Source organism: Pseudomonas sp. Ps21-P2, from assembly GCF_039672565.1.
Classification (GTDB): domain Bacteria; phylum Pseudomonadota; class Gammaproteobacteria; order Pseudomonadales; family Pseudomonadaceae; genus Aquipseudomonas.
In genome coordinates this window covers 25,776-47,964 of the sequence record NZ_JBDFPL010000008.1, presented here as the reverse complement: position 1 = coordinate 47,964, position 22,189 = coordinate 25,776, and the positions used below count along the sequence as shown (strand labels likewise).

At 60.6% G+C, this 22,189-nt stretch carries 20 protein-coding genes and 1 pseudogene; 4 read left to right on the top strand and 17 right to left on the bottom strand.

Annotated elements, in window-relative coordinates; genetic code table 11:
• Positions 1-41 precede the first annotated feature (41 nt).
• The 8 genes and pseudogenes from ABEH28_RS20020 to ABEH28_RS19985 form a co-directional block, all read right to left on the bottom strand.
• Positions 42-1,076, bottom strand: coding sequence for an ABC transporter substrate-binding protein (locus tag ABEH28_RS20020; protein ID WP_346630889.1), 1,035 nt, complete (start codon positions 1,074-1,076; stop codon positions 42-44).
• An 87-nt stretch (positions 1,077-1,163) separates the two neighbouring features.
• Entirely contained in the window at positions 1,164-2,030 is an 867-nt protein-coding gene (locus ABEH28_RS20015) for an ABC transporter permease (protein WP_122536747.1), read from the bottom strand.
• 39 nt (positions 2,031-2,069) lie between these two features.
• Complete coding sequence (locus ABEH28_RS20010) at positions 2,070-2,912, bottom strand: ABC transporter ATP-binding protein (protein WP_346631024.1); 843 nt, start codon at positions 2,910-2,912, stop codon at positions 2,070-2,072.
• 53 nt (positions 2,913-2,965) lie between these two features.
• Positions 2,966-3,859, bottom strand: a complete 894-nt coding sequence (locus tag ABEH28_RS20005; protein ID WP_346630888.1) for a TauD/TfdA family dioxygenase — start codon at positions 3,857-3,859, stop codon at positions 2,966-2,968.
• Positions 3,860-4,163: 304 nt separating this feature from the next.
• Entirely contained in the window at positions 4,164-4,952 is a 789-nt protein-coding gene (locus ABEH28_RS20000) for a MetQ/NlpA family ABC transporter substrate-binding protein (protein ID WP_192173035.1), read from the bottom strand.
• A gap of 217 nt (positions 4,953-5,169) precedes the next feature.
• Positions 5,170-5,985, bottom strand: a pseudogene (locus ABEH28_RS19995) (sigma 54-interacting transcriptional regulator); the annotation flags it as partial.
• Between the two features lie 134 nt (positions 5,986-6,119).
• The gene (locus ABEH28_RS19990) at positions 6,120-6,701 is read right to left on the bottom strand and encodes an alpha/beta hydrolase (protein ID WP_192173037.1); all 582 of its coding nucleotides are present in this window, start codon (positions 6,699-6,701) and stop codon (positions 6,120-6,122) included.
• Between the two features lie 294 nt (positions 6,702-6,995).
• Complete coding sequence (locus ABEH28_RS19985) at positions 6,996-8,066, bottom strand: fatty acid desaturase (protein ID WP_192173038.1); 1,071 nt, start codon at positions 8,064-8,066, stop codon at positions 6,996-6,998.
• Positions 8,067-8,176: 110 nt separating this feature from the next.
• On the opposite strand from ABEH28_RS19985, the gene ABEH28_RS19980 reads away from it, so the two are divergent.
• Positions 8,177-9,184: an AraC family transcriptional regulator gene (locus ABEH28_RS19980; protein ID WP_346630887.1), complete on the top strand. Its 1,008-nt coding sequence runs from the start codon at positions 8,177-8,179 to the stop codon at positions 9,182-9,184.
• A 12-nt stretch (positions 9,185-9,196) separates the two neighbouring features.
• On the opposite strand, the gene ABEH28_RS19975 is transcribed toward ABEH28_RS19980, so the two are convergent.
• Entirely contained in the window at positions 9,197-9,907 is a 711-nt protein-coding gene (locus ABEH28_RS19975) for a Crp/Fnr family transcriptional regulator (RefSeq protein ID WP_192173040.1), read from the bottom strand.
• A 106-nt stretch (positions 9,908-10,013) separates the two neighbouring features.
• On the opposite strand from ABEH28_RS19975, the gene ABEH28_RS19970 reads away from it, so the two are divergent.
• The gene (locus tag ABEH28_RS19970) at positions 10,014-10,550 is read left to right on the top strand and encodes an Mpo1-like protein (RefSeq protein WP_192173041.1); all 537 of its coding nucleotides are present in this window, start codon (positions 10,014-10,016) and stop codon (positions 10,548-10,550) included.
• A 284-nt stretch (positions 10,551-10,834) separates the two neighbouring features.
• Here the strand turns inward: ABEH28_RS19970 and ABEH28_RS19965 are convergent, their stop codons facing one another.
• The 6 genes from ABEH28_RS19965 to dibA form a co-directional block, all read right to left on the bottom strand.
• Positions 10,835-11,803, bottom strand: coding sequence for a sulfate ABC transporter ATP-binding protein (locus ABEH28_RS19965; RefSeq protein ID WP_192173042.1), 969 nt, complete (start codon positions 11,801-11,803; stop codon positions 10,835-10,837).
• A 3-nt stretch (positions 11,804-11,806) separates the two neighbouring features.
• The gene (gene cysW / locus ABEH28_RS19960) at positions 11,807-12,679 is read right to left on the bottom strand and encodes a sulfate ABC transporter permease subunit CysW (RefSeq protein ID WP_192173043.1); all 873 of its coding nucleotides are present in this window, start codon (positions 12,677-12,679) and stop codon (positions 11,807-11,809) included.
• 12 nt (positions 12,680-12,691) lie between these two features.
• Complete coding sequence (gene cysT / locus ABEH28_RS19955; protein WP_192173044.1) at positions 12,692-13,513, bottom strand: sulfate ABC transporter permease subunit CysT; 822 nt, start codon at positions 13,511-13,513, stop codon at positions 12,692-12,694.
• A 68-nt stretch (positions 13,514-13,581) separates the two neighbouring features.
• Positions 13,582-14,592, bottom strand: coding sequence for a sulfate ABC transporter substrate-binding protein (locus ABEH28_RS19950; protein WP_192173045.1), 1,011 nt, complete (start codon positions 14,590-14,592; stop codon positions 13,582-13,584).
• Between the two features lie 81 nt (positions 14,593-14,673).
• Positions 14,674-14,856 carry a sulfur starvation response protein OscA gene (gene oscA, locus ABEH28_RS19945; protein ID WP_065990977.1) on the bottom strand — a complete coding sequence of 61 codons (183 nt, stop codon included), beginning with the start codon at positions 14,854-14,856 and terminating at the stop codon, positions 14,674-14,676.
• Between the two features lie 199 nt (positions 14,857-15,055).
• Positions 15,056-16,978: a phosphodiesterase DibA gene (gene dibA, locus ABEH28_RS19940; protein ID WP_346630886.1), complete on the bottom strand. Its 1,923-nt coding sequence runs from the start codon at positions 16,976-16,978 to the stop codon at positions 15,056-15,058.
• A gap of 177 nt (positions 16,979-17,155) precedes the next feature.
• On the opposite strand from dibA, the gene desA reads away from it, so the two are divergent.
• Positions 17,156-18,340, top strand: coding sequence for a delta-9 fatty acid desaturase DesA (desA, locus tag ABEH28_RS19935; RefSeq protein ID WP_133775675.1), 1,185 nt, complete (start codon positions 17,156-17,158; stop codon positions 18,338-18,340).
• A 139-nt stretch (positions 18,341-18,479) separates the two neighbouring features.
• Positions 18,480-19,457 carry a sensor domain-containing diguanylate cyclase gene (locus tag ABEH28_RS19930; RefSeq protein ID WP_065990974.1) on the top strand — a complete coding sequence of 326 codons (978 nt, stop codon included), beginning with the start codon at positions 18,480-18,482 and terminating at the stop codon, positions 19,455-19,457.
• A gap of 27 nt (positions 19,458-19,484) precedes the next feature.
• Here ABEH28_RS19930 and ABEH28_RS19925 read toward each other — a convergent pair whose 3' ends face one another.
• Entirely contained in the window at positions 19,485-20,708 is a 1,224-nt protein-coding gene (locus ABEH28_RS19925) for an HDOD domain-containing protein (RefSeq protein WP_346630885.1), read from the bottom strand.
• A 162-nt stretch (positions 20,709-20,870) separates the two neighbouring features.
• Complete coding sequence (gene gabT, locus ABEH28_RS19920) at positions 20,871-22,151, bottom strand: 4-aminobutyrate--2-oxoglutarate transaminase (protein WP_192135860.1); 1,281 nt, start codon at positions 22,149-22,151, stop codon at positions 20,871-20,873.
• Positions 22,152-22,189: the final 38 nt, after the last annotated feature.

The following is a 22,189-nucleotide window of genomic DNA, read 5'->3' as shown; positions in this document are numbered from 1 at the left end:
CCCCATCAGGCCGGTCTAAACAGCCCGACCAACGCTGAGGATCAACTTCCGGCACCACCGTGGGCTTCTTCGAAGAAGAAGTCCTTCCAGCCGTCAGCCTTGTTTTTCAGCACACCCAGCTCGTGGAGCTTTTCGGCGTAGATGAATGTGCGCTGGGGCACGACGGTGAAGTCGATTTCCGGGTCGGAGACGATCTTCTCCACCAGCGGCAACGGCAGTTTCGATTTCTCGACGTCGATGTAGGTTTTCGCCGCCGCAGGTTTGTCGGCCTTGATGATTTTTTCGGCCTCCGCCAGTGCGTCGTAAAACGCTTTGTAGGTCTTCGGATTTTCGTCGTGGAATTTCTGAGTGGTGTAGAGCACGTTGAACGTTGCCTGGCCGCCCAGCACATCGTAAGAACTCAGCACTTTATGCACGTTGGGGTTTTCCAGCTCCTGGTACTGAAACGGAGGGCTGGAGAAGTGCGCGCTGATCTCCGACCCGCCGGCAATCAGCGCCGACGTGGCGTCCGGGTGCGGCAGGCTGACGGAGATGTTGTCGAATTTCTTGAAATTGTCGTTCCCGAACAGCTTGGCGGTTTCGATCTGCAACGTACGCGACTGGAACCCCACGCCCGCCGCCGGCACCGCGATGCGGTCCTTTTCAGTGAAGTCGTTGAGGGTCTTCACGTTGGGGTTGTTGCTGAGCAGGTAGTTGGGCATCGAGCCCAGCGAGGCGATGGCCTTGACGTTCTGCTTGCCCTTGGTCCGGTCCCAGATGGTCAGCATCGGCGGTACGCCCGCCGATACCACGTCCAGCGCGCCAGCCAGCAGGGCTTCATTCATCGCGGTGGCGCCGGAGATGCTGTTCCAGTCGACCTTGATGTCCAGGCCCTGCTCCTTGCCGTGTTTCTCGATCAGCTTCTGCTGCTGAACGACGTCCAGAATCAGATAACCGATGCCGAACTGCTGGGCGATGCTGATCTTGCCTTCAGCGTGAGCGCCGCTGCTCAACAACGCGCCAGCCAGACCCAGGGCGGCGGCGAGCGCGGTCAGTGTCGGGCGCTTGAAAGGTGCAGCTGTTTTCAGAAATTCCATACATTTCTCACGATGAAGGCGAAAGGGGTGACGGACTCATGGCCCATTCAGCGGCCACAAGGCGGAGCGTTCGTTTGATAAAGCAGATCAGCGCTGCATGCCCCACCGCTTCACGGTCAGGCGCTCGACGTTACTGAACAGCAGGTTTTCCACCAGCAGACCAATGATGATCACCGCCGCCAGACCCGCGAATACCTTGTCGGTGTACAGCTCGTTGCGGTTCTGGAAGATGTACCAGCCCAGACCGCCCTTGCCCGAGGACGCGCCGAACACCAGTTCTGCGGCAATGAGGGTTCGCCACGCAAAGGCCCAGCCGATTTTCAGGCCCGCGAGAATCGAAGGCAGCGCCGCCGGAATCAGGATGTACCAGACGAACCGCAGGCCCTTGAGGCCGTAATTGCGCCCGGCCATGCGCTGGGTTTCCGAAACACCGAGAAACCCCGCGTACGTGTTCAATGCCAACGCCCAGAGCACCGAATGCACCAGCACGAAAATCAGGCTGTTTTCACCGAGGCCAAACCACAGCAGCGACAGCGGCAGCAGCGCGATGGCCGGCAACGGGTTGAACATCGCCGTCAGCGTGCCGAGCAGGTCGCGACCCAGTTGGGTCGACACCGCCAGCGTGGTCAGACCAAACGCCAGGACGATGCCGATCAGGTAACCCTTGACCAGGACCGTCAGGGAGATCCAGACCTTGGTCAGCAATTCGCCACTGGCGATGCCGTCGATAAACGCCGAAGCGGTTTGCAGAAAGCTCGGCAGCAGCAGGTCGTTGCCCTGAATGCGCGCGGCGATTTCCCAGATGATCGCCAGGGCGACGAGGATGACGGCCTTGCGCACCCAGCTCACCTGCCAGATGCGTTGCGCGAGGGGAATGTCGCGGGCCAGATCTTCCTGAGTGAAAGGCTCCAGCACGACTTCGTATTCTTCCCGCAGAGGGGGTGAAAGGCTCATGGGTGCAATCTCTCGATGGGGCAGCTTGGCGAACCGCTATCAGTAGGCAATTCGAACATCCTGAAACCGCAGATCCGGCTCGACTGCAGGCGCTTCGCCCTCGTCGAACAACAGCCGGTGAATCCGCTGGGCAGACGCCTGGAACTCGACGCCGCCGAGGCTTTTCAAGTTGTACTGATGGCTGTTGATCTCGGCGCGCACGCGGCCCGGATGGGGCGACAACAGCAGAATCCGATTGCCCACCACCAGCGCTTCTTCGATGGAGTGGGTCACGAACAGCAGCGTGAAGCGCACCTCTTCCCACAGCTCCAGCAGCTCTTCCTGCATCTTGCGGCGGGTCAACGCGTCGAGCGCGGCGAAGGGCTCATCCATCAACAGGATCTTGGGCTGCATCGCCAGCGCCCGGGCAATTGCCACGCGTGCCTTCATGCCGCCGGACAAGGTGTGCGGGTAAGCGTCAGCGAAAGCGCTCAGGCCGACTTTATCCAGGTAATATCGCGCACGTTCCTCGGCTTCACGACGCTTGAGGGTGCGCGAGGCCAGCAGCGGAAACATGACGTTCTGGATCACCGTCTTCCATGGCGGCAACTGGTCGAATTCCTGAAACACCACGATGCGGTCGGGCCCCGGCTCCTTTACTTCCTGGCCGGCCAGACGAATCTGCCCTTCGCTGGGCTGGATAAACCCGGCCACGGCCTTGAGCAGCGTTGACTTGCCGCAGCCCGACGGGCCGAGCAGGACAAAACGGTCGGCAGGATCGATTTCAAAACTGACTTGATGGGTGGCCCGCACCACGCGTTCCGGCGTGCGGTATTCAAGGCTGACGCCTTGTACTTGCAGCAGCGCTTCAGCGGTGGGCTGATTGGCCTGGTGCGCGTTCAAGCGATCGCTAGCCGTGTGGCTTTGCAGAACAGCATTCATGGAGCTCTCCTGGATCAGAACGGCGCATCGCCCTGAATGGTGGTGCGGTGCAAGCGACGGCGCAGGTGATCGGGCGTGCCGCCGGCCAGATGAATCAGCGAGCGGTTGTCCCAGAACACCATGTCGTTCTCCTGCCACTTGTGGCGGTAAACGCCTTCCGGGCGAACGCTGTGGGCGTACAGCTCTGTGAGAATTGCCTGACTCTCGTCTTCCGGCAGGCCGACGATGTGGGTGGTGAAGCCTTCGCTGACAAACAGCGCCTTGCGCCCGTTTTCCGGGTGGGTGCGCACGATCGGATGGCTGACCACTGCGACTTGGGCCAACTGTTCAGCGCTCAGGGTCGGGCGCCAGTTATCAGCGTTATGCCCATGGCTGTAGCGGGACGTATAGCTGTGCACCGCATTGCGACCTTCGACGGCTTTGCGCAGATGCTCGGGCAGCGTGTCCCAGGCCAAATGCATGTCAGCGAACAGGGTGTCACCGCCTTCGCTTGGCAGCTCCTGGGCGTAGAGCATCGAGCCCAGGCTCGGCAGTTCTTTGTAGGACAGGTCCGAGTGCCAGTATTTGCCGGCATCGCCCAGCCCGACCGGCTGGCCGTTCTCGACGATATTGGAGACGATCAAAATCTCGGGATGATTGGCGAGCAGGAATTGCTTGAGCACATGAATCTGCAGGACGCCAAAACGGCGACTGAAATCGATCTGCTGCTGCGGGGTGATGTGCTGACCGCGGAAAACAACCACGTGGTAATCGAGATGCGCTTGATGCACACGGGCAAAATCGGCGTCGTTGAGCGGACGGGACAGATCCAGACCGACGATTTCCGCGCCCACCTTTTCGGCGAATGGACGCACATCGAACTGCTGACCGGGCGCTTGCGCGGACGAAGCGTGGGAGGCTGCTGGCATGAGAACTCCGACTCCAAAAGGTGTGGCTGAGGAGGGAGGACTTTAAAGCTATAAGAAGCGAATTTTAAATATCGTTAGAGCATATGCATAGCGCCGAACGACCTAGCGACGGCCGTTGGCCATTACTGATCAGCGAGGCAGCTAAAAGCCGACTTATGCACAGGCGCTACGCTCGAAACGCAAAAACGCACTTGCCCGCCGTCACTTCCATGCACCCGATGACAGTACGTCAGCGGAGCGGGAGCAACGGCGGGCAAGCGCGTTTTGTATACGAATGCGCTGCAATCGCGCATTCAAGCCTTCATCAGAACGCCGGGATAACTGCGCCGTCGTACTTCTTGTTGATGAAGTCTTTGACCTGCTGGCTGGTCAGCGCCTTGGACAGCTTCTCGATCGCGTCGGTGTGAGCGTTGTCGGTGCGGGTGACCAGGTAGTTCACGTACGGCGAGTCGGAGCCTTCCAGAATCAGCGCATCCTTTTTAGGGCTGAGCTTGGCTTCCAGCGCGTAGTTGGTGTTGATCAGATCCAGGTCGACCTGATCCAGCGCGCGGGGCAGCAGAGCCGATTCCAGTTCGCGGAACTTCAGTTTCTTCGGATTGGTGGCGATGTCTTTCGGCGTCGACAGGGCGTTGGTCGGGTCTTTCAGGGTGATCAGGCCGTTCTTCTGCAACAGCAGCAGAGCGCGACCGGCGTTGCTGCCTTCGTTCGGAATGGCAACGGTTGCGCCTTCTGGCAACTGGTCAATGGACTTCCACTTCTTCGAGTAGCCGCCGAACGGTTCGACGTGTACGCCGACGCCGGTCACCAGGGTAGCGCCCTTGCCTTTGTTGAAGCCGTCCAGGTAAGGCTTGGTCTGGAAGTAGTTGGCGTCCAGACGCTTCTCGTTCAGTTGCACGTTCGGCTGCACGTAGTCGGTGAAGACCTTGATTTGCAGGTCCACGCCTTCTTTGGCCAGTTCAGGCTTGATCAGCTCGAGGATCTCGGCGTGCGGAACAGCGGTGGCGCCCACGACGAGCTTCTCGGCAGCTTGTGCAGCGCTGATGCCCAGAGAGAGAGCAGCCGCCAGTGCGGTGAACAAAAACGTCTTCTTCATGCGATGTCCTTAATAGAAATCGGGTCGCCTCGTGGGCGACTTTGTTTTCGGTCTGCCGCGGGATCGACCCTTGGCAGGGGAGCGGCTGATGCGGACAGTACCGAGATTTTTTATTCCGAGACAATACTTTTTAGTCGGATGGTTATGCCTTTTCGCTATCAGCGGGCATTTTGCCACCCGGCTACCTGCTCAGTGAGCTCAAGAGCCATTACCGGACCGGCAGATTCAGGTGCTCAGGCAGGATCTCCGCGCCGCTGCTCACCAGCAACGCGAAGTGAATGACATTCTCCAGCTCCCGTGTGTTGCCCGGCCAGTAATGGGCTTCGAGCACTCGTTGCGCGTCTTCGCTGATCAGCGGCATCTCAAAATCGAAGCGCTGGCTGTAAATCCCCAGGAAGTACTCGGCCAACGGCAGGATGTTGCCGGGCTGTTCGCGCAACGCCGGCAGGTCGAGGCGCCCTTCGTTCAGGTAGCGATAAAGCCGCTCGTGGAATTTGCCAGCGGCGACTGACAGGCGCAGATCGATGCTGGTCGCGGCGACCAGTCTGACGTCGACCTGGCTGGGTTGCGTAGCACCGACGCGGGTGACTTCGTGGTTTTCCAGCGCTGCCAGCAACTTGATCTGGATCGCCATCGGCAGGTCGGCGATCTCATCCAGGTACAACGTGCCGCCCGTTGCCGAGCCGAACCAGCCTGCCCGACTGCTGGCGGACCCGCTGTAGGCGCCGGCGGCGTAACCGAACAGCTCGGCGTCGGCGTAGGTCGAGCTGATGGCGCCGCAGTTGACCGACACGAATAACCCGGCCCGGTCGCTACCTCGATGAATATGACGCGCCAGCAATTCCTTTCCCGTGCCGGATTCGCCGCGGATCAACACGGGCAAGTCCAGCGGCGCCAGCAGTTCCATCTCTTCGCGCAATTGCCGCGATCGTGGATCGATGAACACCAAGGCCTTGGCGCGGATGCTCAGCGGGCTTTTTTCAGCATCAGGGAAGGTCAACAGCGGGTTGCTCGATAGGTCGGAAAGGCTCATGGCAGGCTCCCGCCCCGGCCATCCATTGACCGAAGCGTTTTAAAAAAAAGGCCGCAGCGCCTGTCGGTTCACTGCGGCGAAAGTGATCGTGAGAAAAGAGGTCTCAGGCGCAACGACCGTTGCAAACGCGATGGTCATGCGCGGCGGCGGTTGAAATGCTCGATGCGCCCTTGCAGCCGATACAGATAAGCGAAACCCTGTTCCCAGCGCTGATGCCCGGACTTCACGTTGATATGACCCGCGCCGCTGAGAATGCCGATTTCGGCGCCCCAGTTGCGGGCCATTTCCATCGCACGCAATGCGCTGACGGCTGAATCGTTATCGGAGCTGACCACTTGGGTCGGGAACGGCAGCAGGTGCTCGGGAATCGGCGCGAAATTGCGGATCGCCGGCGGGCAATTGGGGCGCTCGACGTCAGCGGGCGCCACCAGCAGGGCCCCGCGCACCTGACGCAAACTCGCCAGTGGCGCCAGCTGCGCCCAATGGGCGACGGTCACGCACCCCAGGCTGTGAGCGATGAGAATCACCGGGGTGCTGGCAGAGGCGATAGCGCGTTGCAGCTCGCCCACCCAATCTTCTCGGCGCGGCTTGAGCCAGTCGGCCTGCTCCACACGCACGCTATTGGGCAGACTGTTCTGCCAATGGGTTTGCCAATGGTCGTCGGCAGATCCTTGCCAGCCTGGCACGATCAGGTAACGGATCGATTCGTTATGCATGGCCTTCGCCTCCTGCATGTTGCGTTCATGGGGGCGAGTATAGGGATCGGACATATATTCGAAAAAGAATAAGAAGCTATTTATTAATAGCTCGAAAATATATGCCGCAGCTTCAGGGAAAGGCGCAAAAAAAAGAGGGCCACCCCCTGCCTTAAAGGGGTGACCCTGAGAATCACGCTGTCTGCCCCCAGCTCGCCGGGGATGAGCAGAGATTAAGGGGCGGTTGTTACAGAAATTTTTATCCGGAGAAATTTCCCACAAGCCGGCGAGACTGGCGCAATGGGCCGCCAGGTATCAACCGCGTGCAGGCTTGAGGACCGCGTCGTTTTCAGTCGTTCGTTCAAAGCGGTTGGCCCGCCCGAAGGTGCCGAAATCATTGAACCGCACCCCCATTTCAGCCATCACTTTGTGCGCAACGGGTGCCGTCATCTGGCGGATATAGAACGGCTCCTTCACCACGAAGTGATGAATGCCATGGGTGCTGCCGAAGTTGAAGCAGAACGCCTGCATCGGCCACATCCACCACGGATTGAGCACTTGGGTCTGCTGCATGACATTGCCCAGTTCGACGTCGCCGTAGTAATGCATGTTGGAACTGACGAAATGCAGACAGAAGGTACGCAGCACGTTCGGACCGACCAGGACCACGACAGCGACGTCGATGACGTGCATGACCGCCAGCGTGTTCGCCGACCAGTCAATCGAGCTGCCCATCAGACCGGCAATGCCATTGGCGGCATGGAAGCCAAGAAACACGTACCACGCGCCCCAATTCAGCAGCGCCAGCGGCGCATAAACACGCAGGGTGCGCTTGAGAATGCTGAATTTATGCGCCCAGGTTTTCGCCCGCAGCATGCGGATCAGCGACGACATCACGTTATCGCCGACCATCAGCAACCGCGCCAGGCCCCACGGCTCGCCATTGGTAATGGCGCGCTCTTCCATATCGGCCTCGGTGCCGGAGACCTTGTGATGATTGAGGTGCAGGTGCCGACGAATCCAGGGATTGATCGTGCTCGGCCGCGCCATCCAGACCAGCGCCAGCATCAGGTTGTGGGGCACGCGCTGCTTGCGGAAATACATGCTGTGGATCAGGTCGTGTTCAAGCTCATGGGTCAGCGACGCAAAGAACGCATTCAGCAGCAGGCACGCCCACCAGGCCAGGTAACCCCCGATATAGAGCGTCGCGCTGCCAATCATGCCGGCGAGTGCGAAGCACAGGATGCCGGCGCCGATGGCATCCTGGTGCCGCAGCAGCGGATAGCGCTCTCGCAGCGCGGCGCCATGGGCGGAAACCACCGCACGAATATGCGCTGATCGTTGTTGTGCATTCAGTCCGGCAGCACTTGCAGAAGTGTCGTGCATGCTTCCATTCTCCGGTTTCAGGATAGAAAAACGTGGCACCACTGTGCCGCTTCAAGCCGGAAGCTGCCTGACCGTGAACGCCAATCTGTAGACCGGAAGCGCCAACTTGTATGTCTGAGCCGAGCATCCTCGCCAGCTGGACCCGCGCCCTGCGCAAGCAACTCGATGCCCTCGGCCTCGACAGCCTCGCACTGAGCCGGGCTGCGGGCCTGGATCCGCAGCTGATGGATGATCCCAACGCGCGATACCCGGTGACGGTCACCACCCGTTTTTGGGAACTGGCCGTGCAGGCCAGCGGCGATCCGGCGCTGGGCTTGCGAGTGTCACGGTTCGTCAGCCCGACGACCTTTCATGCGCTCGGTTATGCGCTGGTTGCCAGCGGGTCGTTGCGTGAGGTGTTCGAGCGCATCGTGCGTTATCACCCGGTGGTGAGCGACGCGCTGGTCATGAGTTTTGAACGCGTGAACGAGCGTTACGAATTTCGTTTCCGCGTGCCCGACGGCAGCCCGATGCCGGCCAATGAGGCGATGGACGCCTTCGCCGCAATCTACGTGCGCACCTGCCGCAACCGCCTGGGCCGTCATTACGCGCCGCTGGCCGTTCACCTGATGCGGCCGCAACCGGAAGATCCGCAGCCCTGGCATGCCGTCTTCCGTGCGCCGCTGTTCTTCGGTGCGGCGGAGAATCTGCTGATCTTCTCCTGTGAGGATTTCGACAGCCATCTGGACGACGCCAATCCCGAGCTGGCCGAGCACAACGAGGCCGTGCTCAACCGCACCCTCGAGCAACTCAGCGCGCTGACTTGGGAGCGCAAGGTGCGCGGCGCCATCGAAACTCAATTGCCGGAAGGCGAGCCGTCCGCCGAGCACATCGCCCACACTCTGCACCTGAGCCTGCGCAGTCTTCAGCGCCATTTGGCCGACGAGGGTTGTCGCTACGATCTGCTGCTCAATCAGTGCCGGCAGAATCTGGCGCTGCAACACATGCGCGACCCCGGCTGCTCGCTCAGTGAAGTGGCCTACCTGCTCGGCTTCGCTGACACCAGCAGTTTCAGCCGCGCGTTCAAGCGCTGGACCGGCATGACGCCCAGCCAGTACCGCGAAGGGATGAATCGCTGACCGGTGACGCCATCACGCGCCTGCGCCGGTCAGGCGATGAAGCGCCGTCTCGCGCAGCCATTCGGTGTCCAGCACATGGATCAGGTCGTGATCGCGGCGCACGATTTGCCGTTCGGCGAACTCCCCAAGTACCCGTTCGACCACCTCAGCGCTCAGCCCGAGGCAGCGATTGGAGGCCATGTCGGACAGAGGCACGCTGCGCACCGAACGATCCATCTCGCCGTAGGCTTCGGCCAGCATCAGCAGCCGAAACGCCACGCGTTCCTCGGTGGGCATCAGGGTGATGTCTTCAAGGGCGGGGACGGCGAGCCCGAGCTTGCGCCCCAGCAAATCACGGAAATGCCGCCACAAGGCCGGGTGTTCAGCCAGCAGTTGCTTGAGTGGCGCATGGGGCATGCGCAGGAGAATGACCGCGCCTTGAGCGAAGACATCGTGGGTCGCGGGCAAGTCGTCGAACAACGAGGCTTCGCCGAACCAGAACGGTCGATAGCCTTCTGCCGGGGGCATGTCCGCTTGCTGCGGTTTAAGGGGATTGATGCGTAACGAGCCGGTGAGCAACGCATACAGGCCGGGCGAGGGATCGCCGCGCTGGAAGATCGATTTGCCGGGCGTCACCCGGCGCTGTCGCATGCCGATCAGCAAGCTATCCTGCAACAACGCAGGCAGATCGCGGAACCATCGGTCGTTGATAAACCATGAGCGCCATTGGGTTCCATTCGTCATGTGAATCTCCTTTTGATAGCCGGCGTTTTGTTGCAGGCTGAGCCGTGCAGCGGCCTCAGCCAAAAAAAATCAGCGGCATGATCCATGTATCCAGAGAGGAATAACAATGAAAAACCTCGTCGATCACCTCAGCCAGTACGCGGCCTACCACCGCGACACCCGTAATATCGTTACCCACTTCGTCGGCATTCCCCTGATCGTGATCGCCGTGGCCGTACTGTTGTCACGCCCCGGCTGGACCAGTTGGTCCCTCGGCGGGCTTTGGGTGTCGCCGGCCTTGCTGGTGAGTCTGGCGGCGACGTTTTTCTACCTGCGGCTGGATGCCTTCTTCGGCGTGCTGATGGGCGCTCTGCTCGCGCTGTGCCTGTGGCTCGGCGCAAGCCTGGCGCAAAAGACCACCATGGTCTGGCTCAGCGCCGGCGTCGGGCTGTTCGTGCTCGGTTGGGCGATTCAGTTTGTGGGCCATTATTACGAGGGCCGCAAGCCGGCGTTTGTCGACGACCTCACAGGCCTGATCATCGGCCCGCTGTTTGTCGTTGCCGAAGCGGCTTTTTTGTTGGGAATGAGAAAGAAGTTGCAACACGCCATCGAGGCGCGGGTGGGCAAGACGCACCGGCGGGATTTGAAAAAAGCGACGGTCTAGAACTGTGTTTTAACAACCAATCAGATCGATCGTCGAAGGACATCGCTGATTTCCCTGCGGATGAAGGAATGTGGGAGTGACCGGGGTGGCGCTCCACCTTGCTCACGAAGGCTGGATTCCAGCCGCTGAAAATCTAGCGGATGTAATGGCCTCTTCGCGAGCAAGCTCGCTCCCACAAGATGTGTATTTATCCCCAGACAGCGCGGTGGCCGAGCTGTCCATTTGATTAGAGAGCGCTTAAATACTCTTGATCAGAGAGCGCCCTAAATACTCTCCCGCTTCTGCTAGGCCTTCGGCTTGAAGAACAGCGTTTCTCCCCGCGCCAGCCCTGTCAGGCTGTCGTGGTCTTTCACCACTTCGGCTTCGATCAGTTCGGGTTGCCCTTCGACCTTCAGCGTTACCCGCGTCGTGGCGCCCAACGGGCGAATGTCCCGCACTTCCGCCGCGTGGTGCCCTTCCACTTCATGCCGTGACAACGACACTTCGTGGGGGCGGAACAACACGTGGTTGTCTTCGCCCAGATGCAGACGGTTCGAGTCACCCAGAAAGTGATAAACAAAATCGCTGGACGGGTTCTCATAAACATCCCCGGGCGAACCGATCTGCTCGATCACGCCCTTGTTCATCACCACGATGCGGTCCGCGACTTCCATCGCCTCTTCCTGATCGTGGGTCACGAATACCGAGGTCAGGTTGATGTCTTCGTGCAGCCGCGCCAGCCAGCGACGCAGCTCCTTGCGTACCTTGGCGTCCAGCGCGCCGAACGGCTCATCCAGCAGCAACACTTTGGGCTCCACCGCCAGGGCGCGGGCCAGGGCAATCCGCTGACGCTGACCGCCCGACAATTGCTCCGGATAGCGATCCGACAGCCAGTCCAGTTGCACCATATTCAGCAGCTCATGCACTTTGACCGCGATCTGGCTTTCGTTCGGGCGCTGGTTCTTCGGCTTCATGCGCAGGCCGAAGGCGACGTTGTCGAACACCGTCATGTGGCGGAACAGCGCGTAATGCTGGAAGACGAACCCCACGTTGCGATCGCGCACGTCGTGGCCGGAGACATCCTCGCCGTGGAACACGATGCTGCCTTTGTCCGGCGTTTCCAGCCCGGCAATGATGCGCAGCAGCGTGGTCTTGCCACAGCCGGACGGGCCCAACAGCGCCACGAGCTCGCCACTCTGGATATCCAGACTGATGCCGTCGAGGGCCTTGAAGGCGTTGAAATTCTTGCTGACGTTACGGACTTCGATCGACATGAATTATTCCTCCGCCGCGTTTTTGCGCAGACGGCTAATGCGCGCTTCGCTCCACTGCTTGAGCAGCAGGATGAACAGCGCAAGGATCAATAACAGGCTCGCCACGGCAAATGCAGCCACGTGGTTGTACTCGTTGTAGAGAATCTCGACATGCAACGGCAGGGTGTTGGTCACGCCGCGAATGTGGCCCGAGACCACCGACACCGCACCGAACTCACCCATGGCCCGCGCGGTACACAGCACCACGCCGTAGATCAGGCCCCATTTGATGTTGGGGACGGTCACATGCCAGAACATCTGCCAGCCATTGGCACCGAGCAGGCGCGCGGCTTCTTCTTCCTGCGTGCCCTGCTCCTGCATCAGCGGGATGAGCTCGCGGGCCACGAACGGCACGGTCACGAAGATGGTCGCCAGCACGATGCCCGGCAGGGCGAAGACGATCTGGATGTCGTGCTCCTGCAGCCAGGGGCCGAACACGCCACGGGCGCCGAACATCAGCACGTAAATCAGACCGGCGATGACCGGCGAGACCGAGAACGGCAGGTCGATCAGGGTGACCAGAATCGCCTTGCCGCGGAACGAGTATTTACTCACGCACCAGGCCGCCGCGACGCCGAAGACGACGTTGAGCGGCACCGAAATCAGCACCGCGAACACGGTCAGCTTGAGGGCTGACAGCGCATCGGGCTCCAGGATGGCCGCGAAGAATCCGCCGAGGCCGTTGCTCAAACCCTGGCCGATCACCACCACCAACGGCAGTAGCAGGAAGAACGCGAAGACCAGCCAGCCAAGGCCGATCAGAATGCGCCGCGACACCGCGCTGCCACGACGGGCAGCATTGGCGGAGGACGCAGCAATGAGCGATGAACCAGACATACGTGCGCCTCCTCAGTTAGGGGTTTCGATGCGTCGCTGCAACAGATTGATCAGCAGCAGCAGCACGAACGACACCAGCAGCATCATCACGCCAATCGCCGTGGCGCCGGTGTAGTCGTACTGGTCGAGCTTGACCATGATCAGTAGCGGCAGGATCTCGGTCTTCATCGGCATGTTGCCGGCGATGAAAATCACCGAGCCGTATTCACCCACGCCCCGGGCGAAGGCCAGCGCGAAGCCGGTCAGCCAGGCAGGCAACAAGGCCGGGACGAGGATGTGACGGAACACCTGAAGAGGTTTGGCGCCAAGGCAGGCCGCGGCTTCTTCGACTTCCCGGGGGATGTCCGCCAGCACCGGCTGAACCGTGCGCACCACAAAGGGCATGGTGACGAAGGTCAACGCCAGGGTGATACCGAAGGGGGTGTAGGCAATCTTGATGCCCATATCGGCAGCGAACTGGCCGATGAAACCCGTCGGCGTGTACAGCGCGGTCAGCGCGATACCGGCAACGGCGGTGGGCAATGCGAAGGGCAGATCGATCATCGCGTCGATGATCTTGCGACCGGGGAAGGTGTAACGCACCAGCACCCAGGCCAGCAGCGTGCCGATGATGCCGTTGATGATCGCCGCGAAAAACGCTGTGCCGAAACTCAGCTTGAGTGCTGCAAGCACGCGAGGCGCCGTAACAACATTCCAGAACTGAACGGCGCTCAGCTGGGAGGCGTGGATGAACATGACCGCAAGCGGTATCAGCACAATCAGACTGAGGTACACCAATGTGTAGCCCAGCGTCAGCCCGAAGCCGGGTATGACGGGGGATATGCGTCGAGACATAAAAGTCCTTGGTTTACACACGTTACCCGGAACAAGTCCGGGTCCATTTATTCCGTGGGGCGCTGCGGTTACTGCGGAATGTAGATCTGATCGAACACACCACCGTCATCGAAGAACTTGGGCTGAGCCGATTTCCAGCCACCGAAGTCTTTGTCGATGGTCAGCAAATTGAGTTTAGGAAACTGCTTTTCGTACTTGGCGGCCACTTCCGTGTCACGAGGACGATAGAAGTTTTTCGCCGCGATTTCCTGACCTTCCTTGCTGTACAGGTGCTTGAGGTATTCGGTGGCGATTTCGGTGGTGCCGTGCTTCTCGGCGTTCTTCTCGACGACGGCCACTGGAGGCTCGGCCAGAATCGACAGCGAAGGGACGACGATGTCGAACTTGTCCGCGCCGCCGTCTTCTTTCAACGCCAGGAACGCTTCGTTTTCCCACGCCAGCAACACGTCACCCTGACCGTTGTTGACGAAAGTGATGGTCGAACCGCGTGCGCCGGTATCCAGCACCGGAACGTGCTTGAACAGTTTGCCGATGTAATCCTTGGCCTTGGTTTCATCCCCGCCATTGGATTTCAGACCGTAACCGTAAGCCGCCAGGAAATTCCAGCGCGCGCCGCCCGAGGTTTTCGGGTTTGGCGTGATCACCGATACTCCGTCCTTGATCAGGTCGCCCCAGTCATGGATGCCTTTCGGGTTGCCCTTGCGCACCAGGAACACGATGGTCGAGGTGTACGGGGTGCTGGCGTCCGGCAACTTGGTCTGCCAGTTCTCAGGAATGGTCTTGCCCAGTTTGGCGATTTCGTCGATGTCGCCGGCCAGGGCCAGGGTGACCACGTCGGCAGGCGAGCCGTCGATCACCGAGCGGCCCTGCTTGCCCGAGCCACCGTGGGACTGGTTGATCTTCACGGTGTCGCCCGGATGGGATTTTTTCCAGAAGTTGATGAATTCGGCGTTGTAGTCCTGATACAGCTCGCGCGTCGGGTCGTACGAGACGTTCAGCAGGGTGAAATCCTTGGCGACAGCAGAACCGGCAAACACCGCACTGGCGAGCGCGGCCAGCGCATAACGACGAATGGACATGAATCAGGCTCCTGGACAAATGTGTGTTGTTGGCTTTTTCTAGTTTTAGGTCATGCGGTGTTCGTTATGCGGGAGCGTGCCTCAGCCCTGCTTGTTGCTCGGGTTTTGCAGACGGAATTTCTCCTTGCGCTCGATCTGGACCACTTGCGCGTTGTGCACCGTGATTTCAACCGCGCCAAAACGCAGGTCACGCAGCGCGCTTTGAATTTCACGCAAAATGCTTGCTTCGTCCTGGCCGTCAACGCTACGTAGAGATGCGCTCATGTTCGTGCTCCTTGAAAGATTTGCCGCAGCGTGGGGGCAAACGCTGCTTGTGGCGTGAGCGCGATATTAGAGAGGCAGAGATATTCTTAAAAATACTATTTAAGAATGCAGATATAACCAAAAGGCATTTGCGCCTGAGGCTGGCCGGGAACGACCGAGAAAGCGGTTCTGAACGTGTGGCGCGCGCCACACGGCTGTGTCAGGCAGAGACAAACACCGGCGCATGCTGCCAGTTGATCTGTTCCGCCGGCATGGGGCGCGCGAACCAATAGCCCTGCCCCAGTTCGCAGTTGTGCTTCAGCAGAAAACCGGCCTGACTGGCCTGCTCAATGCCTTCTGCCAGCACGCGCATGCCCATGGCGCGCGCCAGGGCAATGATGGCGTTGACGATCGCGATGTCGTCATCGTCGTCCGGCAACCCGGCCACAAACCCTTGATCGATTTTCAGTTTCTGCACCGGCATGCGCTTGAGCCGCAGCAGTGACGAGTACCCCGTGCCGAAATCGTCGATGGACAGTTTCAGACCCAGATCCCGCAGACGGTGCATCTGCTCGATGGCCTGATCAGGGTCGTCCATGATCGCGCTTTCGGTCACCTCAAGCTCCAGAAACTCCGGTGCCAGACCAGTTTCGTTCAACACCTTGGCCACTCGCCGATCAAGATCACCGCGTCCGAACAACCGGCTGGACACGTTGACCGCGACGAAGGCGATATTCACACCCTCCGCCAGCCACTCGCCCATCTGCCGGCAGGCTTCTGTCAGCACCCAGTTGTCGATGTCGGCGATCAGCCCGCTTTGCTCGGCGATGGGGATGAATTCACCCGGCGAGACCATGCCGCGCGCGGGGTGCTGCCAGCGCACCAGTGCCTCGACGCCCTCGATGCAGCGGCTGTGGAGGTTATGGATCGGCTGATAAAACACCCGCAGCTCGTTCTCCTCGACGGCCTGCCGCAGCTCGGCCGCCAACTCGACGCGGCGCTGGGCGTGGGCGGTCAGTTCAGCGGTGTACATCGCGTAGCTTTCACGGCCTTGATGCTTGGCCTGTGACAGCGCGGCGTCGGCATTACGCAGCAACTGCTCGGCGGTCAGCGCATCCTGGGGAAAGATGCTGATGCCGACGCTGGCGGTGAGAAACAGCGATTGCCCGCTGACCAGAAAAGGCTCGCGCAGCCCTTCCAGAATGCTCTGCGCCAGTTCGGCGGATTGCGCGACCTGCTGGGCATTTTCGAGCAGAATCGCGAATTCGTCGCCGCCCAGCCGCGCCAGCGTGACGCCCTTTTCCAGATGGATTTGCAACCGCTCGGCGGCGGCTTTCAGCACTTCGTCCCCGGCGTTGTGGCCGAGGCTTTCGTTGATGTGCTTGAAGTGATCGAGATCGACGAGCAGAAGCGCCAGGGTGCGTTTATTGCGGCGTGCGTGGGTGTGAGCCTGCTCGGCACGGTCGGTGAACAGCAGGCGATTGGGCAGACCGGTCAAAGGATCGTAATGGGCCAGATGCGCCAGCTCTCGCTCGGAATGCTTGATCGAAGAAATATCGGAAAACACGGCGACGAACTGTGTGATTTCGCCTTCCTCGTCCCGGATCGGACGAATGCTCTGCCACTGCGGGTAGATCTCGCCGCTTTTACGCCGGTTCCAGATCTCGCCGCTCCACTGCCCGGCGCTGAGGATGGTCTTGAACATCCGTTCGTAGAACTCGGGGCCATGGCGGCCTGACTTGAACGTGCTCGGCCGCAAACCCACCACTTCGTCCTGCTGATACCCGGTGATCTCGCTGAAGGCACGGTTCACGTGGACGATCACGCCCGTGGCATCAGTGACCAGCACGCCTTCCAGCGTGGTGTCGAATACGGCCGCTGCCAGTCGCAGACGCTGCATGTCCTCATGCCGGCGCGCCAGCTCGGTGACGCCCATGAATCGCAGCAGCCGCGAGCGAGCCAGATAGATCAGCACTGCGCTGACGGCCAGCCAGAGATAACCGCCGGTCTGTTGCGCTCGCGCCAGCACGGTCGCGTCCTCGATCAGCCGCGGCAGTAAGTAGTCACTGATCGCCAGCCACACCATCGACAAAAGCCCGTACAACGTTGCGGTGCGTAGCGCATCCCGGGTAATGCTCGACATAGAAAGAAACAACCTTGCGAAAGTCGGAAATTATAGAACAAGAAACATCTTGCGACGCTTCTCTGAAAGACCGACTGTTTTTATCTGTGAGCTAAGTGATAATGCCCGCTTCTGTCTCAGGGTCTGCTCAGGCGGATCCGTACATTGCACGCGTAACAACCGAGGGCAACTCAGCCTATGTGGAACAACGGTCTGCTCGACCTTTCCGTCTGGCAATTGGTCGCAGTCACCCTGGCGATGACACACGTCACCATCGTCGGCGTCACGGTCTATCTCCATCGCTATTCAGCGCATCGCTCCCTGGAACTCAACGCAGGGCTCAAGCACTTTTTCCGATTCTGGCTGTGGCTCACCACGGCGCAGAACACCCGCGAGTGGACCGCTATCCACCGCAAGCACCACGCCAAATGCGAAACCGTCGATGATCCGCACAGCCCGGTCATCAAGGGTCTGTCGACCGTGCTGCGCAAAGGCGCCGAGCTATACCGCGCCGAAGCGGAGAACCCCGAGACGCTGCGCATCTACGGTAAAAACTGCCCCGAGGACTGGATCGAGCGCAACCTGTATTCGCGCTATCCACTGCTAGGCGTCGCGCTCATGGGCGTGATCGATCTGGCGCTGTTTGGCGTCATCGGCATCACCGTCTGGGCGATCCAGATGATGTGGATTCCTGTATGGGCAGCGGGTGTGGTCAATGGCCTCGGCCACGCGGTCGGCTATCGCAACTTCGAATGCCGGGACGCTGCCACCAATCTGGTGCCCTGGGGCATTTTGATCGGCGGCGAAGAGCTGCATAACAATCACCACACCTACCCCAACTCGGCCAAGCTGTCGGTCAAGCGCTGGGAGTTCGACATGGGCTGGGCGTGGATCAAAGTGTTCAGCTGGCTGCGCCTGGCGAAAGTGCAGCGGGTCGCGCCGATCGCGCACCGTGTGGAAGGCAAAGGCCATCTGGACATGGACACGGCGATGGCCATCCTCAATAACCGTTTCCAGATCATGGCTCAGTACCGCAAGCTGGTCATCGCGCCGTTGGTCGCGCAGGAACTGGCCAAAGCCGATGCCTCCGTGCGTCACCAGTTCCGCCGCGCCAAACGCCTGCTTTCCCGCGAGCCAAGCCTGCTGGAAGACAAGCATCAGGCGCGCATCCAGACCATGCTGGAGCACAGTCAGGCACTGAAAGTGATCTACGAAAAACGCCTGGCGCTGCAGCAGATTTGGGCAAAGACCAGCAGCAATGGTCACGACATGCTGGCGGCCATCAAGGACTGGGTCCACGAAGCGGAAGCCAGCGGTATTCAGTCGCTGCGTGACTTCGCCGATCAGCTCAAAACCTACTCGCTGCGGCCTCATCACGCCTGATGCCGTTGATCGGTGACCATTCGTCCGAGTGACACCGATCGGAACTTAGTGCCATTACTCCTATCTCATTAACACCTTCGCACTATGCTGTGTGACATGTTGTGGCATGCGCCGCACCTTATTCCGAGATGCAGTGCTCATGGACAACCAGACTCCCCACGTTGAGACCCCCGCCGCAGCAGAAACCCTTCTGGCGCTGATGCATGCCCAGGCGGAAGTGGCGCGTCTCAGCGAGCGCGAGCAGTTGTTCAGTTCCCTGCTGGTCAGCGTGAACGCCGTGTTGTGGGCGTTCGACTGGCAGACGCAACGCATGATCTATGTCAGCCCCGCCTACGAGCGCATTTTCGGCCGTTCCGCCGGTTTGCTGCTCGCCGATTACAGCGAGTGGCGCGACAGTATCTACCCCGACGATCTGGACTACGCCGAGCGCAGCCTGAGCGAAGTGCTTGAGAAGGGCTCCATCGAAGACCGCGAGTACCGCATCATTCGCGCCGACGGCCAGGTCCGTTGGCTGAGTGATAAGTGCTTCGTCAGTCATCAGGCCGAGCACAGCCAGCGCCTGATCGTGGTCGGTATCGCCGAAGACATCACCGAGAAGAAGCACCTCGAAGACGAGCTGCAGCGCCTGGCCACCACCGACGTTCTGACCCAGAGCAGTAACCGCCGGCACTTCTTCGAATGCGCTCAGCGGGAATTCGAGCAGGCCCGTTTGCAGGGCACGCCGATGGCATTCCTGTTGCTGGACGTGGATGATTTCAAACTGGTCAACGACACCTACGGCCATCAGGAAGGCGATCTCGTGCTGCAACGCATTGCCGAATGCGGGCGCAAGACGCTGCGGCGTGGTGATCTGTTCGGACGAATTGGGGGTGAGGAATTTGCCGCCGTGTTCCCGGGCTGTGCGCCGGAAATGGCCCAGCAGATTGCCGAGCGGTTGCAGCGGGAGATTCAGCGCCTGAGCTTTCAGTGCAATGACAAAACCTTCGGCATCACTGCCAGCCAGGGGCTGACCAACCTCGGCGACCAGGACCAGAGCCTCGAAGCGCTTTACGCACGCTCGGACGCTGCGATGTACCAGGCCAAGCGCCAGGGCAAGAATCAGATCGTGCTGGTGTAAGCCTGCTTTTCCGAATCCACATCCCGGCTAAGCCACCGTCTTGCTGCGCACCCCTTCCAGATCTGACCTGCTGACCTTCAAGAGCCGCGCCGATTTGCTTTTCGCCAGTGCCTCCAGCGGGTCTTCAAGTCCGAGTGATCCCATCTGTCCCGCCACATTCATCGCCAGGACCTCGCGAGTGAACACGCCGGTGTTGTATTGGTACACCGCCGCAATCAGCTCACGCAGCTCCAACGGCAAGCGCCAGCGCGTCCGTAATGCCGAGCCAAACGAGGCCGAATACTGCGCCAACGTGCGGCGAATGGTGGCCTCATCCAGCGCGCCGCCAGCGATCAGCCAGTCCTGCAAACAGCGCAACACCGTCAATTCGCCCAGGCCCCTGAGCAAACCGGCGCAGTAACAGCGCTCGTGATTCAGATCCAGCTTGAGCGCCAGCGTCCGCGCACATTCGGCGGTGCGTTGCGAGACATCCCAGATTTCGCTGGCTTGCAGCAGCAACGCTGCATCCGTGAGCACCGCGCCACGCTTGAGAGCGAGACCCTGAACCAGATTGACGCTCTGGGTACCGCCCAATAGGGCGAGCGCCTGCGCCAGCGTCTGCACGGGCTTGCCCTGATGGTGGGACGCGCTGTTGGCCGCGGCGATCAACAGCGCGGTGACGTGGGGATCGTGAGTCAACGCCTGTTCCAGCAACGTCAGATCAACGCCCGACGCCCCGCGACTGCTGGCCACCGCCGCAGCCACGTCAACGAACAGGGGTCCGCCGTCTGCGACTTCCCGGCGCTGTTCCAGAAACGCATCCAGCCCGACGCCCGGCGCCAGACCTGGCACCGCACAGGCAACCTGCGCACCGTCCTGCAACAGCAGCGTTTCCAGCCGTTGGCGCAGGCCTTCCAGGTTCAGGGGTTTGGTGAGGTAGGCCGTGGGCGCCAGCTGCACGGCTTCACGCACGCTGACGCTGTCGCTGCGACTGCTCAGCAGAATGAAACGAACCGGCGGCTGACGGCGCAGCTGCCGCAGCCCGCGCAGCAGGCTGAGCCCATCGACGCCCGGCAGCTCGCGGGAGGCGATGACCAGGTCGGGGATGTACCCGCTCATCCGCTCGATGGCCTCCCGGCCGTTGGAACAGATGTCCAGCTGCGCGTCACAACGCACATCCAGGACCAATTCGTTGAGCATCTCGCGGGCCCAAGGGTCCGATTCAGCGATCAACACGCGGGGAACGGCTAGCGCCTCTACAACGGTCATCATGACTCTCCGGCATCAGTCTCTTCACCATAGTCAAAGACTGCGCAGGGAGACAAACCGAAAGAGAATTTCCTGACGTCAAAAACAAAAAAACCTGCCGAAGCAGGTTTTTTCTGACGAAGCGGTCACATTTGATCAAACGTGCCGCAGCTCATCGGCATGAAGTCAGGCGATTTCAGCGAAGCATTCTTCGATGATCTTCAGGCCTTTGTCCAACTGCTCGTCCGGCGAGGTCAGCGGGACCAGCACGCGCAATACGTTGCCATAGGTGCCGCAGGACAGCAGGATGAGCCCCTTGTCACGGGCCTTCGCGATCACTTGTGCGACGGCAGCAGCGTTCGGCTTGTGGGTGTCGCCATTCTCGAAGCACTCGACGGCGATCATGGCGCCCAGCGCGCGGACTTCGCCGATGACCGGGTACTTGGCCTGGATGGCGCGCAGGCCAGTGACCAGACGCTCGCCAACCGCTTTGCAACGATCCAGCAGGTGCTCTTCTTCGAACACTTCCATGACCGCCAGCGCAGCCGCGCATGCGATCGGGCTACCCGCGTACGTGCCGCCTAGACCGCCCGGGGCGATGGCGTCCATGTACTCGGCCTTGCCGCACACGCCGGCCAACGGGAAACCACCGGCGATGGATTTGGCGAAGGTGGTCAGGTCGGCGCTCACGCCCATCTGTTCCATGGCGAAGAAGGTGCCGGTACGGCCAGCGCCAGTCTGCACTTCGTCAGCGATCAGCAGAATGCCGTGCTTGTCGCACAGTTCACGCAGACGCGCCATGAACGCCTTCGGCGCGACATAGAAACCGCCCTCGCCCTGCACCGGCTCGATGATGATCGCGGCGATGTCTTTCGGCTCGGCGTCGTTCTTGAAGATGCGCTCGATGCTGGCGATCGAATCGTCAACGCTGACACCGTGCAGCTCGTTCGGGTAGATGGCGCGGAAGATACCGCCCGGCATCAGGCCCATGCCGGCCGAGTACGGCACGACTTTACCGGTCAGACCCAGGGTCATCATGGTGCGGCCGTGGTAGGCGCCGGTGAAGGCGATGACGCCTGCACGGCCTGTCGCGGCGCGGGCGATCTTGACGGCGTTTTCAACCGCTTCGGAACCGGTGGTGACCAACAGGGTTTTCTTGGCGAAATCGCCCGGGACCTTGGCGTTGACCTTCTCGCACAGCTCTACATAGGGCTCGTACGCCAGCACCTGGAAGCAGGTGTGGGTCAGCTTGGTCAGTTGCTCTTGAACGGCGGCGACGATTTTCGGGTGCAGGTGACCGGTGTTCAGTACCGCGATGCCGCCCGCGAAGTCGATGAACTCATTGCCCTCGACGTCGGTGACGGTGGCGTTCTTCGCGGATTCAGCGAAGATCGGGTGAATTTGACCAACGCCGCGTGGGACAGCAGCTTCGCGGCGTTTCATCAGGGATGCGTTAGTTTTGCTCATCATTTCCTCATTCGCCGCTCATCGGGCGGCGCGGTTCA

Bases quoted from the DNA above. Each gene is read 5' to 3' on its own strand.
- ABEH28_RS19925 (WP_346630885.1), bottom strand. From the start codon at position 20,708: ATGATGACCGTTGTAGAGGCGCTAGCCGTTCCCCGCGTGTTGATCGCT.
- ABEH28_RS20005 (WP_346630888.1), bottom strand. From the start codon at position 3,859: ATGCCAGCAGCCTCCCACGCTTCGTCCGCGCAAGCGCCCGGTCAGCAG.
- ABEH28_RS19975 (WP_192173040.1), bottom strand. From the start codon at position 9,907: ATGACGAATGGAACCCAATGGCGCTCATGGTTTATCAACGACCGATGG.
- gabT (WP_192135860.1), bottom strand. From the start codon at position 22,151: ATGAGCAAAACTAACGCATCCCTGATGAAACGCCGCGAAGCTGCTGTC.
- cysW (WP_192173043.1), bottom strand. From the start codon at position 12,679: ATGTCTGGTTCATCGCTCATTGCTGCGTCCTCCGCCAATGCTGCCCGT.
- ABEH28_RS19985 (WP_192173038.1), bottom strand. From the start codon at position 8,066: ATGCACGACACTTCTGCAAGTGCTGCCGGACTGAATGCACAACAACGA.
- ABEH28_RS20020 (WP_346630889.1), bottom strand. From the start codon at position 1,076: ATGGAATTTCTGAAAACAGCTGCACCTTTCAAGCGCCCGACACTGACC.
- ABEH28_RS19980 (WP_346630887.1), top strand. From the start codon at position 8,177: ATGTCTGAGCCGAGCATCCTCGCCAGCTGGACCCGCGCCCTGCGCAAG.
- ABEH28_RS19950 (WP_192173045.1), bottom strand. From the start codon at position 14,592: ATGTCCATTCGTCGTTATGCGCTGGCCGCGCTCGCCAGTGCGGTGTTT.
- cysT (WP_192173044.1), bottom strand. From the start codon at position 13,513: ATGTCTCGACGCATATCCCCCGTCATACCCGGCTTCGGGCTGACGCTG.
- ABEH28_RS20000 (WP_192173035.1), bottom strand. From the start codon at position 4,952: ATGAAGAAGACGTTTTTGTTCACCGCACTGGCGGCTGCTCTCTCTCTG.
- desA (WP_133775675.1), top strand. From the start codon at position 17,156: ATGTGGAACAACGGTCTGCTCGACCTTTCCGTCTGGCAATTGGTCGCA.
- dibA (WP_346630886.1), bottom strand. From the start codon at position 16,978: ATGTCGAGCATTACCCGGGATGCGCTACGCACCGCAACGTTGTACGGG.
- ABEH28_RS19970 (WP_192173041.1), top strand. From the start codon at position 10,014: ATGAAAAACCTCGTCGATCACCTCAGCCAGTACGCGGCCTACCACCGC.
- oscA (WP_065990977.1), bottom strand. From the start codon at position 14,856: ATGAGCGCATCTCTACGTAGCGTTGACGGCCAGGACGAAGCAAGCATT.
- ABEH28_RS19965 (WP_192173042.1), bottom strand. From the start codon at position 11,803: ATGTCGATCGAAGTCCGTAACGTCAGCAAGAATTTCAACGCCTTCAAG.
- ABEH28_RS19930 (WP_065990974.1), top strand. From the start codon at position 18,480: ATGGACAACCAGACTCCCCACGTTGAGACCCCCGCCGCAGCAGAAACC.
- ABEH28_RS19990 (WP_192173037.1), bottom strand. From the start codon at position 6,701: ATGCATAACGAATCGATCCGTTACCTGATCGTGCCAGGCTGGCAAGGA.
- ABEH28_RS20015 (WP_122536747.1), bottom strand. From the start codon at position 2,030: ATGAGCCTTTCACCCCCTCTGCGGGAAGAATACGAAGTCGTGCTGGAG.